This window comes from Cognaticolwellia mytili (genome assembly GCF_002104475.1).
Lineage (GTDB): Bacteria > Pseudomonadota > Gammaproteobacteria > Enterobacterales > Alteromonadaceae > Cognaticolwellia > Cognaticolwellia mytili.
Genome location: NZ_NBOF01000005.1, coordinates 399,878 through 415,488 on the forward strand (window position 1 = coordinate 399,878; position 15,611 = coordinate 415,488).

The 15,611-nt window shown below is 37.4% G+C and carries 17 protein-coding genes; 1 reads left to right on the forward strand and 16 read right to left on the reverse strand.

Annotated features, from left to right (window positions below):
* Positions 1-10: 10 nt before the first annotated feature.
* The 16 genes from atpA to rpmH form a co-directional block, all read right to left on the reverse strand.
* Complete coding sequence (atpA, locus tag B7C41_RS17475) at positions 11-1,552, reverse strand: F0F1 ATP synthase subunit alpha (protein WP_085300235.1); 1,542 nt, start codon at positions 1,550-1,552, stop codon at positions 11-13.
* Between the two features lie 13 nt (positions 1,553-1,565).
* On the reverse strand, positions 1,566-2,099 hold the full coding sequence (atpH, locus tag B7C41_RS17480) for a F0F1 ATP synthase subunit delta (protein ID WP_085300236.1): 534 nt from the start codon (positions 2,097-2,099) through the stop codon (positions 1,566-1,568).
* A 14-nt stretch (positions 2,100-2,113) separates the two neighbouring features.
* Entirely contained in the window at positions 2,114-2,584 is a 471-nt protein-coding gene (atpF, locus tag B7C41_RS17485) for a F0F1 ATP synthase subunit B (RefSeq protein ID WP_085300237.1), read from the reverse strand.
* 33 nt (positions 2,585-2,617) lie between these two features.
* Positions 2,618-2,845 carry a F0F1 ATP synthase subunit C gene (gene atpE / locus B7C41_RS17490; RefSeq protein ID WP_077284459.1) on the reverse strand — a complete coding sequence of 76 codons (228 nt, stop codon included), beginning with the start codon at positions 2,843-2,845 and terminating at the stop codon, positions 2,618-2,620.
* Between the two features lie 172 nt (positions 2,846-3,017).
* Positions 3,018-3,785, reverse strand: coding sequence for a F0F1 ATP synthase subunit A (gene atpB, locus B7C41_RS17495; protein WP_085300238.1), 768 nt, complete (start codon positions 3,783-3,785; stop codon positions 3,018-3,020).
* Positions 3,786-3,802: 17 nt separating this feature from the next.
* A complete protein-coding gene (locus B7C41_RS17500) occupies positions 3,803-4,195 on the reverse strand; it encodes an ATP synthase subunit I (RefSeq protein WP_235839767.1) in 393 nt (130 codons plus the stop codon).
* A gap of 293 nt (positions 4,196-4,488) precedes the next feature.
* Entirely contained in the window at positions 4,489-5,373 is an 885-nt protein-coding gene (locus B7C41_RS17505; protein WP_085300240.1) for a ParB/RepB/Spo0J family partition protein, read from the reverse strand.
* Complete coding sequence (locus B7C41_RS17510) at positions 5,370-6,188, reverse strand: ParA family protein (RefSeq protein ID WP_085300241.1); 819 nt, start codon at positions 6,186-6,188, stop codon at positions 5,370-5,372. The genes B7C41_RS17505 and B7C41_RS17510 overlap by 4 nt, the downstream gene beginning before the upstream one ends.
* Before the next feature lie 40 nt (positions 6,189-6,228).
* Positions 6,229-6,855 (reverse strand): 16S rRNA (guanine(527)-N(7))-methyltransferase RsmG, encoded by a 627-nt coding sequence (gene rsmG, locus B7C41_RS17515; RefSeq protein ID WP_085300242.1) that lies wholly within the window; start codon positions 6,853-6,855, stop codon positions 6,229-6,231.
* A 31-nt stretch (positions 6,856-6,886) separates the two neighbouring features.
* Complete coding sequence (gene mnmG, locus B7C41_RS17520; RefSeq protein ID WP_085300243.1) at positions 6,887-8,776, reverse strand: tRNA uridine-5-carboxymethylaminomethyl(34) synthesis enzyme MnmG; 1,890 nt, start codon at positions 8,774-8,776, stop codon at positions 6,887-6,889.
* A gap of 411 nt (positions 8,777-9,187) precedes the next feature.
* A complete protein-coding gene (locus tag B7C41_RS17525; RefSeq protein WP_085300244.1) occupies positions 9,188-9,631 on the reverse strand; it encodes a flavodoxin domain-containing protein in 444 nt (147 codons plus the stop codon).
* A 53-nt stretch (positions 9,632-9,684) separates the two neighbouring features.
* Entirely contained in the window at positions 9,685-11,070 is a 1,386-nt protein-coding gene (gene mnmE / locus B7C41_RS17530) for a tRNA uridine-5-carboxymethylaminomethyl(34) synthesis GTPase MnmE (protein ID WP_085300245.1), read from the reverse strand.
* 303 nt (positions 11,071-11,373) lie between these two features.
* Positions 11,374-12,999 (reverse strand): membrane protein insertase YidC, encoded by a 1,626-nt coding sequence (gene yidC / locus B7C41_RS17535; RefSeq protein ID WP_085300246.1) that lies wholly within the window; start codon positions 12,997-12,999, stop codon positions 11,374-11,376.
* 6 nt (positions 13,000-13,005) lie between these two features.
* Entirely contained in the window at positions 13,006-13,254 is a 249-nt protein-coding gene (gene yidD / locus B7C41_RS17540) for a membrane protein insertion efficiency factor YidD (protein WP_085300247.1), read from the reverse strand.
* Positions 13,221-13,586 (reverse strand): ribonuclease P protein component, encoded by a 366-nt coding sequence (rnpA, locus tag B7C41_RS17545; protein WP_085300311.1) that lies wholly within the window; start codon positions 13,584-13,586, stop codon positions 13,221-13,223. Before rnpA ends, yidD begins: the two co-directional genes overlap by 34 nt.
* Before the next feature lie 32 nt (positions 13,587-13,618).
* The gene (rpmH, locus tag B7C41_RS17550) at positions 13,619-13,753 is read right to left on the reverse strand and encodes a 50S ribosomal protein L34 (protein ID WP_033080930.1); all 135 of its coding nucleotides are present in this window, start codon (positions 13,751-13,753) and stop codon (positions 13,619-13,621) included.
* 481 nt (positions 13,754-14,234) lie between these two features.
* Between rpmH and dnaA the strand changes: the two genes are divergently transcribed.
* Entirely contained in the window at positions 14,235-15,596 is a 1,362-nt protein-coding gene (gene dnaA / locus B7C41_RS17560) for a chromosomal replication initiator protein DnaA (RefSeq protein ID WP_085300249.1), read from the forward strand.
* Positions 15,597-15,611: the final 15 nt, after the last annotated feature.

A 15,611-nucleotide genomic window follows, 5' to 3' on the forward strand; every position in this document is an offset into this window, starting at 1 on the left:
GTTAACTCAATTACCAAGTTTGGGTCGCTTTAAAAGCTTCAATAGCTTTAGCTAAACCAGACTCGATGTCTTTGTTATAGTCACCCTTTTCATTGATAGTAGCCATCAATTCAGCGTGATCATTGTTTACGTATGAACGTAATGCATCTTCAAAATCGACAACTTTGTCGATTGCAATATCATTTAAAAAGCCTTTTTCTGCGGCAAATAATGATACGGCTGTTTCAGCAATTGACAATGGGCTGTATTGCTTTTGCTTCATCAATTCAGTAACACGTTGACCATGCTCTAATTGAGCACGTGTAGCGTCATCTAAATCTGATGCAAACTGAGCAAAGGCTGCTAGTTCAGCATATTGTGCTAATGCTAAACGAATACCACCACCAAGCTTCTTGATGATTTTAGTTTGAGCAGCACCACCAACACGAGATACAGAAATACCAGCGTTTACAGCAGGACGAATGCCTGAGTTAAACAGGTTAGATTCTAAGAAGATCTGACCATCGGTAATTGAGATTACGTTAGTTGGTACGAATGCTGATACATCACCCGCTTGTGTTTCAATGATAGGTAAGGCAGTTAAAGAACCTGTTTTACCTTTAACTTCACCGTTTGTGAACTTTTCAACATACGCTTCGTTTACACGAGCAGCACGTTCAAGTAAACGGCTGTGAAGATAGAAAACGTCACCTGGGTAAGCTTCACGGCCTGGCGGACGACGTAAAAGTAATGAAATTTGACGGTAAGCAACTGCTTGCTTAGACAAATCATCATATACGATTAGTGCATCTTCACCGCGGTCACGGAAGTATTCACCCATAGTACAACCAGAGTAAGCTGATAAGTACTGTAGTGCAGCAGCTTCAGAAGCAGAAGCAACAACAACGATAGTATTATCTAACGCGCCGTGCTCTTCTAATGAACGAACTAAGTTCGCAACAGTAGAAGCTTTCTGACCGATTGCTACGTATACACACTTAATACCAGTGTTTTTCTGGTTAATAATTGCATCTAGTGCGATCGCTGATTTACCAATTTGGCGGTCACCAATGATAAGTTCACGTTGACCACGACCGATTGGAATCATTGAGTCGATTGATTTAATACCAGTTTGTACTGGTTCATCAACAGATTTACGATCGATAACACCTGGTGCTACTACTTCAACAGGAGCGAAACCATCGTTATCGATAGGTCCTTTTCCGTCAATTGGCTCACCAAGAGTGTTTACAACACGGCCTAATAAGCCACGTCCTACTGGTACTTCTAAAATACGACCAGTACATTTTACTTTTACGCCTTCAGCTAGATCCGCATAAGGACCCATAACTACCGCACCGACCGAATCACGGTCAAGGTTTAAAGCGATAGCGAAGCGATTGCCAGGAAGTTCGATCATCTCGCCTTGCATTACGTCTGCAAGACCGTGAATACGAATGATACCATCTGTTACAGAAACGATAGTACCTTCATTACGAGCTTCACTAACTACGTCAAACTGTTCAATACGACTCTTGATCAGTTCAGCGATTTCAGTGGAATTCAGTTGCATGCTCTGTTCCCCGTTAGGATTGCATTGTTGTTGCTAAGCGGTTCAGTTTACCTCGTACTGAACCATCTATTACCATATCACCAGCTTTTATTACTAAGCCAGAGACTACGTTTGCATCAATTTCACAATTAAGTTTTACTTTTCGAGCCAAACGCTTTTCAAGCGCAGCGCATAATGTAGTTTCTTGCTCTGTTGTTAATTTAACAGCAGAGGTTACATCCACAGCAAGCGTTTTTTCATGTTCAGCTTTTAATTCGCTAAAATGAGCAACAACCTGTGGTAGCACCAATAAACGTTGATTTTCAGCCATCACTTTAATTAAGTTTTGGCCATTGCTATCAAGTTGAACATCACAGACTTTCAAAAAGATGTCTTGTGCTTGTTCTACCGATGCACCACCAGAAAGATATTCTATAATGGTGGCATCGTTAGCAACTTCTGCAGCAAAAACTAGCATTTCTAACCAGCTTTCAACTGCATTCGCTTCAATAGCAAAATCAAACGCCGCTTTAGCGTAGGGACGAGCGATGGTAGTCAATTCAGACATAAGCTCATTTCCCTCTAAAGTTCAGCTACAAGTTTATCTAAAATGTCGCTATGTACAGCGGCATCAATTGAACGTTCAAGAATTTTCTCAGCACCAGCTAACGCAAGAATAGCCACTTGTTGGCGCAATTCTTCTTTAGCTTGGTTACGTTCAGTATCAATTTCTGCATGACCTGAAGCTAAGATTTTTTCTTTCTCAGCTTGTGCTTTAACTGCAGCTTCTTCAACTATCTGAGCTTCACGCTTTTTAGCAGCTTCAACAATTCCAGCTGCTTGCGCTTTAGCGTCTTTTAGTTGTGCTGTAGCTTTCTCTTGAGCAAGCTCAAGATCTTTAGCTGCACGGTCAGAAGCTGCAAGGCCATCAGCAATAACTGCTTGGCGTGCTTCGATGGCACCAATAATTGGTGGCCATACGTACTTCATACAAAAAATTACGAATACGATAAATGCGATTAATTCACCAACTAAGGTCATATTAAGATTCATTTATGTATCTCCTATTCAAATTCGCGTTATAAATTAAGCTGGAACACCAACTGCGAATAATAGGTATAAGCCGATAGCAACACCGATCATTGCGATAGCATCGATAAGACCCGCTACGATGAACATTTTTACTTGAAGTTGTGGTGCTAACTCAGGTTGACGAGCAGCAGACTCTAAAAATTTGCCACCAAGTAAGCCAAAACCAATCGCAGTACCAAGAGCACCTAGACCGATTAATAAAGCAACAGCGATATATAACATATTTATCTCCGATTATTTAAGTAAAGTTATAAAGTTAAAAATTAAGGTTGAAACTTGTATTAATGCCCCCTGCTAGTTTTATCTAATAAAGGGCAAAAAATTTAGTATTCTAGGCATCCTGCCTTACACCCCGAAGGGCCGAATAAATTCGTGCTAATTTGTTCCCTGCAAATTAGTGATCTTCGTGAGCTAGACTCAAATAAAGAATAGTTAACATCATGAAGATAAACGCTTGTAATGGGATAACCAACAAGTGGAAAGCAGCCCATAAAAAGTGTACTGGCAATTGGAATAAACCAATTGTCGCAATCAATAAGAAAATTAATTCACCTGCGTATAAGTTACCAAATAGACGTAGTGCTAGTGATAACGGACGAGCAAGTAAAGTAACCATCTCTAAAATAAAGTTCACCGGGTACAATGACCAGTGGCCAAACGGCTGAGTAGTTAGCTCTTTAATAAAGCCACCAATGCCTTTTACTTTAATTGAGTAATAAATAATTAAAGCAAATACACCTAATGCTAATGCAAAAGTCATGTTTGGATCGGTTGTTGGTACGGCTTTCATATAATGAACACCAAACAACTCAAAGATACGCGGTATTAAATCAACCGGCACCCAATCCATAGCATTCATCAGCAATACCCAAACAAAAATAGTTAAAGCTAATGGCGCGATTACAGGGTTGTTACCATGAAAGGTACTTTTAACGCTGTCATCAACAAACTCAACAACCATTTCTACAGCACATTGCAACTTACCTGGAACACCGGTACTTGCTTTTTTTGCAACTGAACGAAATAGCATAATAAAAACCAAACCTAAAAACACCGACCAACCAAGTGTATCTAAGTGAACGGTCATAAAACCTTCACCTACAGACAAATTGGTTAAATGGTGTTTAATATATTCTTGGCTGGTAATTTCCGCAGCAGACATATTAATTATCCCAATGATTAAAGTTTAAAAAAAAATGGTGTTAGTAATGGCAATACCACTACTACGCAAAAACTGCTGAAAAAAGCTATCGGCTCTATCGCTAAAAATTTGAAGGCTAGCGCAAACAAAACGGCCGTTAATACAATTTTCAATTTTTCGCCACTGTAAAAGGAATCTAAAACCTTTTCGGACGATCTTGCTCCAGCATATTTAAATGCTTTATGAGCAAAAATAAAATTAGGGATTATACTTATCGCTCCACCCGCTAATACCGAGTATGCGAAAGATAATCCCCAAATAAAATATGTCACTACACTGAAAGTTATTACGATGATTATCGAAATCAATATTTGCTTAAATGCAAATTGCCTTCCTGGTTTAGCTAACTCATTGCCAATAAATAAACTCACCAGAAACTCCATACGATAATTTTCGTAATTCTTACAGTTTTTTAAAGATGAAATATCCTCTTTAAAAAGCCGACGCAAGTATACTTAATTACAGCGCTATTGCAACAAAATAGGGCACTCATTGCCCAGATAATGTGCGAAATGTAACGCTAAATGACAAAATTACGACTAATGTATAATCGATTAGGAAAACTTTAAGTTTTTATGGCAAAGAGAGAAGAAAAACTGCATATTTTAAGTAACTTATCACTTTGAAAAGTTACTTACTTTTATTGGTCACATTTAATACGGTTTTAAAAAGAGTTAAAACGAGAGACTATTCCATCAAGTTCAGATAGGTCGCTGTATGATATAACTAACTTTCCTTTACCTTTTTTATTGTGATTAATAACAACTTGCGAACCTAACTTTTCAGATAAGTTTTGCTCAAGAGCTTTGGTATTAGGGTCTATTTCTTTTTCTTTTGGCTCTTTTTCAGGTAGTTGAACCTTTTTAATAAGTGCTTCAGTTTCTCGAACATTTAATTCTTTGGCAACAACTATACGGGCGGTGTTGGTTTGAATATCGTTATCTAATGCTAACAGCGCACGTGCATGACCCATTTCAATATCACCATGCTCAAGCAACGTTTTTACTTCACTGTTTAAGTTATTTAAACGCAATAAATTAGAAACTGTTGTTCTAGACTTACCAACGGCCTCAGCAACTTCTTGGTGAGTTAATTCAAATTCAATTAACAAACGCTCAAGTGCAATAGCTTCTTCCATCGCATTAAGATCTTCACGTTGAATGTTTTCAATTAATGCAATCGCAACTGCCGCTTCATCAGGCACATGTTTAATTAGGCAAGGAACATTATCAAGCTCTGCTATTTGTGCGGCACGCCAACGTCGTTCACCTGCAATAATTTCGTAACTATGATCACTAATAGGTCGAACAACGATAGGTTGAATAATACCTTGTGACTTTATCGAATTAGCCAAATCGTCTAGAGCTTCAGCCGACATATCTTTACGTGGCTGATACTTGCCTGGGTGTAATTGCTCTATCGGTAAGTTTTGTAATTCACTTTCTTTGTTACCTTTATCAACACCAGGTTCTTCTGAAGAATTACTTGTAGGTGTTGTTAATAGAGCATCAAGACCGCGACCTAGACCTCTGCGTTTACTTTGACTCATACTGTTCCTTGCTCTTGTTCGGATGTAGCTTGCGGTTTAGGTTGTTTGTTTTGTTCTGCTCGACGTAATATTTCACCCGCTAATGCAAGATAGGCTTTAGCGCCTGTCGAAGATTTATCATAATACATAGCCGGAGCGCCAAAACTAGGCGCCTCAGCTAAACGAACATTGCGTGGTATTACCGTACGATATACTTTATCACCAAAATGTCGTTTTAATTGTTCGGATACATCATTGGCTAAGCGATTACGTGGATCGTACATAGTACGTAAAATACCTTCAATATATAGTTTGCTGTTTACCACAGAGGTTAACTGCGAGATAGTATCCATTAATGCTGTTAACCCTTCTAAGGCATAATATTCACACTGCATAGGCACTAATACTGAATCAGCTGCAGTCATAGCATTTACTGTTAACATGTTTAAAGAAGGTGGGCAGTCAATAATAATAAAATCGTAGTCTTTTCTAACTTTAGATAAAGAATTTTTTAGGCGATGCTCTCGAGAATAAACTTCCATTAACTTAATTTCAGCCGCCGTCACATCACTATTGGCAGCAATTAAATCATAAACACCTGAGGTATCTCTACATACAACATCTTCGAAAGGACGTTCTTCAATTAATAATTCAAAACAGGTTGCTGGCACTTCATATTTATCAACACCACTCCCCATCGTCGCGTTACCTTGAGGATCTAGATCTATTAGCAAGACTTTACGTTTTGTCGCCGCAAGCGATGCTGCTAAATTTACTGAGGTTGTCGTTTTACCAACACCACCTTTCTGATTTGCAACCGCAATTATTTTTCCCACAGGATCCCCAAATACTTTTAGATCAAAAGCTTATTATTATTTATGATTTTACTAATTCAATCAAATGCCGCTCACCTTCTAATCGAGGAACGGCAATAGTATGACTTTTCGCTACGGAAACATTACTCGGTAAAGCTGCTACTTCATCATTTGGATAATGGCCTTTTAAGGCTAAAAATCGACCATGTTCAACAGTAACAAGATGATCACACCATGTCACCATATCAAGTAAAGATGAAAACGCGCGACTTAATACACCGTCAAATGGCTTTTCAGGGTAATACTCTTCAACACGTGCTTTAACAGGGGTTACATTGTTAAGTTTGAGTTGATAGACAACTTGACGTAAAAAAGTGATTCTTTTTCCTAAGCTGTCTAATAAGACAAAATTGCGTTCAGGGTACAAGATGGCAAGTGGAATCCCCGGTAAACCTGGTCCAGTGCCAACATCAATAAACGAATCACCTTCAAGTAACGGCCCGACCATTAAACTATCCATGATATGTTTAACAACCATATCTTTTGGATCACGAATTGAGGTTAGGTTATAGGCTTTATTCCACTTATTCAATAATTCAACATATTGAATAAGTAAGGCAACTTTTTCTTCAGAAACCTCTATTGAGGTTTCATTTATTAAAGTAGCTAGCTGATCAGATAATGTCATTAGGCGAAATCTTAATTAATATGTTGGTTTATTATGCTGTTTTGCGTAATAAACCATGTTTTTTCAGATAGACTAATAATAACGAAATTGCTGCGGGAGTAATACCAGAAATACGCGAAGCTTTACCAATAGTTTCTGGACGAGCATCGCTAAGCTTAGCGACCACTTCATTTGAAAGACCTGAAATTTGGGTAAAGTCGAATTCCATTGGGATTAACGTATCTTCATGACGTTTCTTTTTCGCAATTTCATCTAATTGACGATCAATATAACCAGCATACTTAATTTGAATTTCAATTTGTTCAGCAGCTTGTGTATCCGATAACTTTGGACCTAATCCTTCAATTTTCATTAAATCGTCATACCTAACTTCAGGACGACGAACAAGATCTTCTAGGTTATTTTCACGACTTAATGGTGTTTTTAATAATTCATTTATTTGAGGCGCTACCGCATGATCCTTTTGTACCCATACAGATCGCAAACGTTGACGTTCTAGCTCAACATTTTCCATTTTTTCATTAAAACGCTGCCAGCGTTGATCATCAACTAAGCCAAGTGAACGACCTTTTTCAGTTAAACGGATATCGGCATTATCTTCGCGTAATAATAATCTGTATTCCGCACGTGAAGTAAACATACGGTAAGGTTCTTTCGTCCCTAGTGTTGCTAAATCATCAACAAGTACGCCCATGTAGGCTTGATCACGTGTTAATACCAGCTCTTCTTTGCCTTGTACGCGTGCTGCTGCATTGGTTGCTGCCAATAGACCTTGAGCACCAGCTTCTTCGTAGCCAGTTGTACCGTTAATTTGTCCAGCAAAATATAAGTTTTCAACAAATTTACTTTCAAGTGTTTGCTTTAAGTCGCGAGGATCGAAGAAGTCATATTCAATAGCGTAACCAGGACGAGTGATATGAGCATTTTCGAAACCTTTGATCGATCTAACAAGATCCATTTGTACATCAAACGGTAAACTTGTTGATATACCGTTAGGATAAATTTCGTGTGTGGTTAAACCTTCAGGTTCAACAAATATTTGATGACTATCTTTTTCAGCAAAGCGATGAATTTTATCTTCAATAGAAGGGCAGTATCTTGGTCCTACACCTTCAATAACACCGGTATACATTGGTGATCTATCTAAACCTGATTGAATAATTTCATGAGTTTTTTTATTGGTATGGGTGATAAAACATGAAACTTGCTCTGGGTGATCATTACCTGATCCCATAAACGAAAATACCGGGCGAGGATCATCTCCTGCTTGCTCTTCCATTACGGAAAAATCAAGACTGCGCGCATCTAAACGAGGTGGTGTACCTGTTTTTAAACGATCCATTCTAAATGGCATATCACGTAAGCGTTCAGCTAGGTTAATACTTGCAGGATCACCCGCTCGACCACCTTGATAATTATTTAAACCAATATGAATTTGTCCTGCAAGGAAAGTACCTACCGTTAAGACAACACTCTTAGCTTTAAACTTTAAGCCCATTTGTGTTGAAATACCGACGATCTTGCTATTTTCTAGAATAAGATCATCACAAGGCTGTTGGAATATCGTTAAATTAGGTTGGTTTTCAAGGTAATTACGGACGAAATTTCGATATAAACTACGATCAGCTTGAATACGTGTTGCACGAACTGCAGGGCCTTTGCTGGCATTTAATGTTCTAAATTGGATCGCAGCATGATCAGCTGCCGTAGCCATTAAACCACCTAACGCATCAATTTCTTTTACCAAGTGACCTTTGCCAATACCACCAATGGCTGGATTACATGACATTTGTCCAAGGGTATCAATGTTATGGGTTAGCAGTAAGGTTTTACATCCCATACGAGATGCTGCAAGGGCTGCTTCTGTACCTGCGTGACCACCACCAACAACAATTACGTCATAAGACTCTTGATACCACATAAATTAATAACCTTAGTTTGGTTTATCTTTAAAAAATAAGAGCGATATTTTAACGCTTTTTTTACTCGAGGGGAATGATCAAATTCATGAAAAGATCTTAGCTTGATCCTTAAATAATATATAAAGATCTTTAAATAGATCTTGTTATTATTACTTATTAGGATCCTTGTTTTCTGTGGGTAAGTGCTTTTTACTTATATAAAACATGTAATTATATAGTATAAAACCTTGTGATCAAACGTTGATCAACTCACGTATAAGCTTTGATCAAAAGAGCTAGTTATCCACAGCTCTTTTAAAGTTATATATTATCTACTGAATAATAATAGAAAATTAATAGTTTTTACCCAGAGTTATCCACATTGCTTTTTTATTTCTTGGTATATTGTGAATAAGTTATGGGTAATTGGCTTATAAATGATCTTTATTTTCATTTAACCAGTTTTGAGATCGCTCTTCTGGATCAATATCTTCGCTCATATCTAGGGTTTTTATTGGTACTATTTCAATGAAACCTTTTGATATAAGTAGTTTATTTAAGTTTTTAGCCGCAAAGCAAAAAGTGTCATAGCTAGAATCGCCAACGCCGATCGTTAAAAACTTAACTGAGGATAGATCTTGATCGCTTTTTTCTAGATCCGTAACAAATGCTTGAATATTGTCTGGGTAGTCACCAGCACCATGTGTAGAGGTACAAATTAACCAGGTTTGATTTTCGCTGTTTATTTGCGCAAAATTTGGTTGGAAATGTAATTCAACATCATGGCCAAGTGCCGTTAATGTTTCTTCACAGGCTTCAGCAACATACTCTGAACCACCTAACATACTACCAACAATTACTTGAAATGAGCTCATTTAAGACGCCTATTTTTTGATTTTTTAAGTGAATTTATGTGTTATTTATAACTTTATTTACCAATGCAAAACGAAGAAAATATTTGGCTTAACAGATCATCATTAGTGAATTCACCTGTTATTTTGTTGAGTTCTTGTTGGCAAAAACGTAATTCTTCAGCCAAAATTTCTCCTGCGACATAGGATTCTAATTGCTCTAAACCTATTTCTAAGTGTTCATGAGCTTTTTCAAGAGCAACCAAATGACGTCGTCGTGCCATAAAGCCACCTTCAGCGCTACCTTGATAACCCATGATGTGCTTAAGGTGCGCTGTTAGGTCATTAACACCTTCACCTGTTTTAGCTGATAAAGTAATGGCAGGGGTATCGCTTAGCTCACTATATCCCGTTTTAGCCTGACTTATGTCGGCTTTATTTCTGACAATAGTTAACCCTATATTGGCAGGTAACTTATCGAAGAAATCTGGCCAAACTGTTTTAGGATCTATACTAATATCTGTTGATGAATCAACCATTAGTAGAACTCGGTCTGCTTGATTAATTTCTTTCCAAGCACGTTCAATACCTATTTGTTCTACTTTATCTGCGCTATCGCGTAAGCCTGCAGTATCTATAATGTGCAATGGCATGCCATCGAGGTGAATTTGTTCAGAAAGCACATCACGAGTTGTACCGGCGATATCCGTTACTATTGCACTCTCTTTACCACTTAATGCGTTTAGTAGGCTTGATTTACCGGCGTTAGGTCGCCCTGCAATAACAACGCGCATTCCTTCACGGATAATGCTGCCTTGCTGGGCTTTATTTTTAACTTCTGCAACTTGCGTGATAATAGCTTTAAGATCGTTGACAACTTTTTCATTAGCGAGAAAGTCTATTTCCTCTTCAGGAAAATCAATTGCTGCTTCGACATACATACGTAAGTGAATGGTATCATTAACCATTTGATGAACTAACTTTGAAAAATCACCTTGTAGAGAATGTAATGCACAACGAGCGGCTTGCTCTGAGCTTGAATTAATTAAGTCGGCAATTGCTTCAGCTTGCGTTAGGTCAAGCTTGTCGTTCATGAAAGCTTGCTCACTAAATTCCCCAGGGCCGGCCATACGCACATTTGGTAAAGCGAGTATTTCTTTCAACAACATATCAAGTATAACTGGTCCGCCATGGCCTTGAAGTTCAAGAATATCTTCGCCGGTAAATGAATTTGGCCCTTTAAAGTAAAGTGCTATACCTTGATCTAATGCTTGGCCTTTTTGATCATTAAAGGTTAAATATTCAGCTTTTCTTAATTCAGGCAATTTACCCAAAATAGCGTGAGCAACATTTTTCACTTCTGGCCCTGAAACTCTGATGATACCAACACCACCTCGTCCTGGTGCTGTGGCCTGTGCAGCAATGGTTTCTTTTTGGCTTGATGAAAAAGCAAGGTTGGTCATGAAGTATCTCTGTTTTTGGCAATTGTTTAATTGGCGATATTATAAACTGATAACAACAGACTGGAAATGCAGAGTTAATTATTGTTGTGATTAAAACTAAATTAACTGATGGAAGGTAGGGGAATATAGTGAATAGCTGATAAATTTCAGGCAATCGCCATTCAATCACACCTTTGTGATCATGGCATACCGTTCATCGACGTGTAGGGACACACTAATATATTGTAAAGCAGGGCGTATGAGAAAGATCAGAGCATAAAAAAAGGTAGCTAATTGCTACCTTTTTCAATTATAGAAATGAATTTACTTAGCTTTGGCTTTTTCGATGCCCGAGAATATTATTTTCATTTGTACAATAGAAATAATATTGCTTACTAACCAGTAAAGTACTAGTCCTGATGGGAACCAGAAAAAGAATACAGTAAACATAACTGGCATGTATTGCATTATTTTCTGTTGCATAGGGTCTTGCACCGTCATTGGCTGCATTTTTTGCATAATGAACATACTTATACCCATTAACACTGGCAGAATGTAAAATGGGTCTTGCGCTGAAAGATCTTGGATCCATAGCATAAATGGTGCATGACGTAATTCAACACTCTCTAAAAATACCCAATATAGTGCTAAGAAAATAGGCATTTGAATTATTAATGGTAAACAACCACCGGCTGGATTTACCTTTTCTTTGCGATAAAGTTCCATCATAGCTTGTGATACTTTTTGCTTATCATCGCCGTAACGTTCTTTCAGCTGTGTCATTTTTGGTTGTAATGCACGCATTTTAGCCATTGATGTGTATTGCGCTTTTGTTAAAGGATACATACCACCCTTAACAATAAGAGTAATAAGAATAATTGCGACGCCCCAGTTAGCTACAACTGATTGTATTTTAATAAGTAACCAAAACAAAGGTTGGCTAATCATGAATAAGAAGCCGTAATCAATTGTAAGATCTAAGTTTTCTTCAATGCTTTCTAAAACGTCTTGATCTTTTGGACCGACATAGAAAATAGCGGATGTTGTTGCTGTACTATTTGGCTCAACTGTAATCGCTGGGGCTTTAAAGCCGATAATCGCATCTTTATTTGCTGAATATAAACTATAAAGTTGATTTGTTGATGATTTCTCAGGAACCCATGAAGAGACAAAGTAGTGTTGCAACATAGCAACCCAACCACCTTGTGTTGAAACATTTAAGTTTGTTTCTGCAATATCGTCAAAATCGTATTTTTCATAAACATCTTCAGTGGTTGAATATGCAGTTCCTTTGTATGTAGGAATCAAACCACTTGATGTTTCAATTAATGTGGTTTGTTTTAATTGACCATACATTTGCACACTTGCTGGTGTATTCGCGTTGTTTCGAATTATATATTCAACGTTAATTGCGTAACTATCATGATTAAAAGTGAAGCGTTTAGTCACTGATAAGCCTGCTGTGTCAATATAATCTAAATCAACCATTAAAGGTGCATCTAGCGATGTTTGGTAAGCTGTAGCTGAAGTTTGGTATACAGGGCGACCTTTAATAACACGGTCTAAACCTTGAGCGCCTGTTAAACCACTCTGTGCAACATAACGGTCGGTGTCGCTACGTAAAATGGTAAATGGAATACCGCTGCCTTGTTCAGTATCAAACTTTAAAAGTTTAGCTTCAACAATGTCACCACCATTTGTATCTATTTTTAAAGCGAAAACGTTATTCGTTACTGAAATTACTGTTGCTTTTGCTACGGTAGTTTCATTATTTAATGGAGATACTGTTGCTGAAGACTCAGGAACAAAGTCGCCGTTACTAGTTGTAATTGTTTGTTGAGTTACTGCTGGTTGCTCAATAATTGGAGCATTGTCTGTTTGCCATTGATTAAATAGCAAATAGGTAACAACCATAAGCGCAATAAAAAGAAAACTGCGTTGGGATTCCATAATTTCTTATTTCTCTTTTTTTGATAGTGGTACGGGATCATGTCCACCCGCATTTAATGGATGGCATTTTAGTATACGTTTGCCTGCTAACCAACAACCTTTTATCACACCAAAGCGATTAATTGCTTCTATAGCATAAAAAGAGCAAGTTGGGTCAAATCTACAATTGGGGCCAAGCAATGGACTAAGCCAACGCTGGTAAGCTTTTACGAAGGTAATTGCTATTTTTTGTGGCGTTGAATTATTTTTCGCCATATTTTTTCCAATTGCTGATTAATTTCTTTGTTTTCGAGCTTGTCAGTACCCGACTTTACCATAACAACTATATCTATATGGGGGATATTATGTTGATTTAAACGGAAGCTTTCACGAATTTGTCGTTTGATACGATTTCGTTGAACGGCTAATTTGACCCGTTTTTTAGCTATGGCTAAACCTAAGCGATTATTATTATCAGAATTTGGTGTTACGAGGATAGTGATATGGCTAGAGCCAAAACGAAGAGGTTTTGAAAAGACAGATTGAAATTGACCGGGAGTCAAAAGACGAGACTCCCGATTAAATTCATAAGTAACCGTATTGGTCACCAATTTTTTAACCTAAACTTCTAGTTAAAAAATTAAGCACTAAGGCTTGCGCGGCCTTTAGCACGGCGACGTGCTATTACTGCACGGCCGTTTTTTGTAGCCATGCGAGCACGGAAGCCATGGTTGCGCTTACGCTTTAATACACTAGGTTGAAATGTTCTTTTCATTACGCTAATCCGTCTGTTGTCGTTGCCCTGGCAAAACAGCCTTCATGAGCACACTGGGTCTAAAAATGAGGCGAAATTCTATATAGAGAAGCAAACTTTGTCAATGATTATTCTTCAGCTATTTTAAAAAGATCGTTGCCGGATCGTCTCGATCTGAAAAGTATCCACAGTTTTATAACAAAATTGCTTTTCATTAGCAAAGAGCAGTCCATTATTTCGATAATAATTAAATAGTATATTTAAAGTTTTTTAGCACTAATTTACTCTAAAAAACTTGTGTAAAGCCTACTTTTACTGTGTTTGTTAAAAATAATTGAAAATAAAACCCTATTATTGAAATGTCAATATTGATGTTGTGGATAACTATGGTGATAATAGTGGCAATATAAAAATTATTATCTTTTTCTATGCTGCTTTTTTTTGTCATTGAGTTTAATGCGAAAATAATTCGTAAAGTATAGTCATTATCAGGAGTCGGTTGTTGGATCATTCACTTTGGCAAAAATGTTTGTCTGTTCTTCAAGAAGAATTACCCGCACAACAATTTAGTATGTGGATTCGCCCATTACAATGTGTGGTGACTGATAATATTATAACTTTATATGCACCAAATCGTTTTGTTTTGGATTGGGTTAGAGATAAATATGTAAATCGTATTAACGAACTTGTAAGTATGCAAGATAGCGCTAATCCACCTTTATTGCGTTTTGATGTTGGTAGTATTCCTAATCAGCAAGTGAGTGTTCAGGACAGCATTACTCGTGTTCAGCCTAATACTAAGCCAATGGCTAAAGAATCATCAGCGCCAGAAAGTAACTTACCGAAAACCACCAATGTTAGAGTTAAATATACTTTTGATAATTTTGTTGAAGGTAAATCTAACCAATTGGCACGAGCAGCTGCCTCACAAGTTGCTGATAATCCAGGTGCTGCTTATAACCCATTATTTATTTATGGTGGAACAGGTTTAGGTAAAACCCATCTATTACATGCGGTAGGTAATGGTATTTTGCTTAATAAGCCCAATGCCAAAATTGCTTATATGCATTCAGAGCGTTTTGTTCAAGATATGGTGAGGGCATTGCAAAATAATGCCATGGAAAAATTTAAACAATATTATCGTTCTGTTGACGCGTTATTAATTGATGATATTCAGTTTTTCGCTGGTAAAGATCGTACACAGGAAGAATTTTTCCATACTTTTAATGCGTTACTAGAAGGTAATCAGCAAATAATATTAACTAGCGATCGTTACCCGAAAGAAGTTGATGTTGAAGATCGTTTAAAATCTCGCTTTGGCTGGGGGTTAACGATTGCGATTGAACCACCAGAACTAGAAACTCGTGTTGCAATATTAAAACGTAAAGCAGAAGAAAGTCATATTAACTTGGCCGATGAAGTTGCATTCTTTATTGCTAAACGTTTACGTTCAAACGTGCGCGAGCTCGAAGGCGCCTTAAATCGCGTTATCGCAAATGCTAATTTTACTGGGCGTGCTATAACAATAGATTTTGTTAGAGAAGCTTTGCGCGATTTATTAGCTTTGCAAGATAAGCTCGTTACTATCGATAATATTCAACGCACGGTTGCAGAATACTATAAAATTAAAGTGGCTGATTTACTTTCAAAAAGAAGAAATAGATCTGTTGCTAGACCTCGTCAAATTGCAATGGCATTATCTAAAGAGCTAACCAACCATAGTTTACCTGAAATTGGTGATGCTTATGGTGGAAGAGACCATACGACCGTATTGCATGCTTGTCGAAAGGTAAAAGCGTTGCGTGAAGAGTCGCATGATATAAAAGAAGATTATTCAAACTTAACAAGAACATTATCATCATAATAATAAGTAAGTAAA

What these genes read in the sequence shown, in the direction of transcription:
- atpE (WP_077284459.1), bottom strand. Translation starts at nt 2,845, where the DNA reads ATGTTATATATCGCTGTTGCTTTATTAATCGGTCTAGGTGCTCTTGGT.
- yidC (WP_085300246.1), bottom strand. Translation starts at nt 12,999, where the DNA reads ATGGAATCCCAACGCAGTTTTCTTTTTATTGCGCTTATGGTTGTTACC.
- rpmH (WP_033080930.1), bottom strand. Translation starts at nt 13,753, where the DNA reads ATGAAAAGAACATTTCAACCTAGTGTATTAAAGCGTAAGCGCAACCAT.
- yidD (WP_085300247.1), bottom strand. Translation starts at nt 13,254, where the DNA reads ATGGCGAAAAATAATTCAACGCCACAAAAAATAGCAATTACCTTCGTA.
- mnmE (WP_085300245.1), bottom strand. Translation starts at nt 11,070, where the DNA reads ATGACCAACCTTGCTTTTTCATCAAGCCAAAAAGAAACCATTGCTGCA.
- atpF (WP_085300237.1), bottom strand. Translation starts at nt 2,584, where the DNA reads ATGAATCTTAATATGACCTTAGTTGGTGAATTAATCGCATTTATCGTA.
- B7C41_RS17505 (WP_085300240.1), bottom strand. Translation starts at nt 5,373, where the DNA reads ATGAGTCAAAGTAAACGCAGAGGTCTAGGTCGCGGTCTTGATGCTCTA.
- B7C41_RS17525 (WP_085300244.1), bottom strand. Translation starts at nt 9,631, where the DNA reads ATGAGCTCATTTCAAGTAATTGTTGGTAGTATGTTAGGTGGTTCAGAG.
- mnmG (WP_085300243.1), bottom strand. Translation starts at nt 8,776, where the DNA reads ATGTGGTATCAAGAGTCTTATGACGTAATTGTTGTTGGTGGTGGTCAC.
- atpB (WP_085300238.1), bottom strand. Translation starts at nt 3,785, where the DNA reads ATGTCTGCTGCGGAAATTACCAGCCAAGAATATATTAAACACCATTTA.
- atpA (WP_085300235.1), bottom strand. Translation starts at nt 1,552, where the DNA reads ATGCAACTGAATTCCACTGAAATCGCTGAACTGATCAAGAGTCGTATT.
- atpH (WP_085300236.1), bottom strand. Translation starts at nt 2,099, where the DNA reads ATGTCTGAATTGACTACCATCGCTCGTCCCTACGCTAAAGCGGCGTTT.
- rsmG (WP_085300242.1), bottom strand. Translation starts at nt 6,855, where the DNA reads ATGACATTATCTGATCAGCTAGCTACTTTAATAAATGAAACCTCAATA.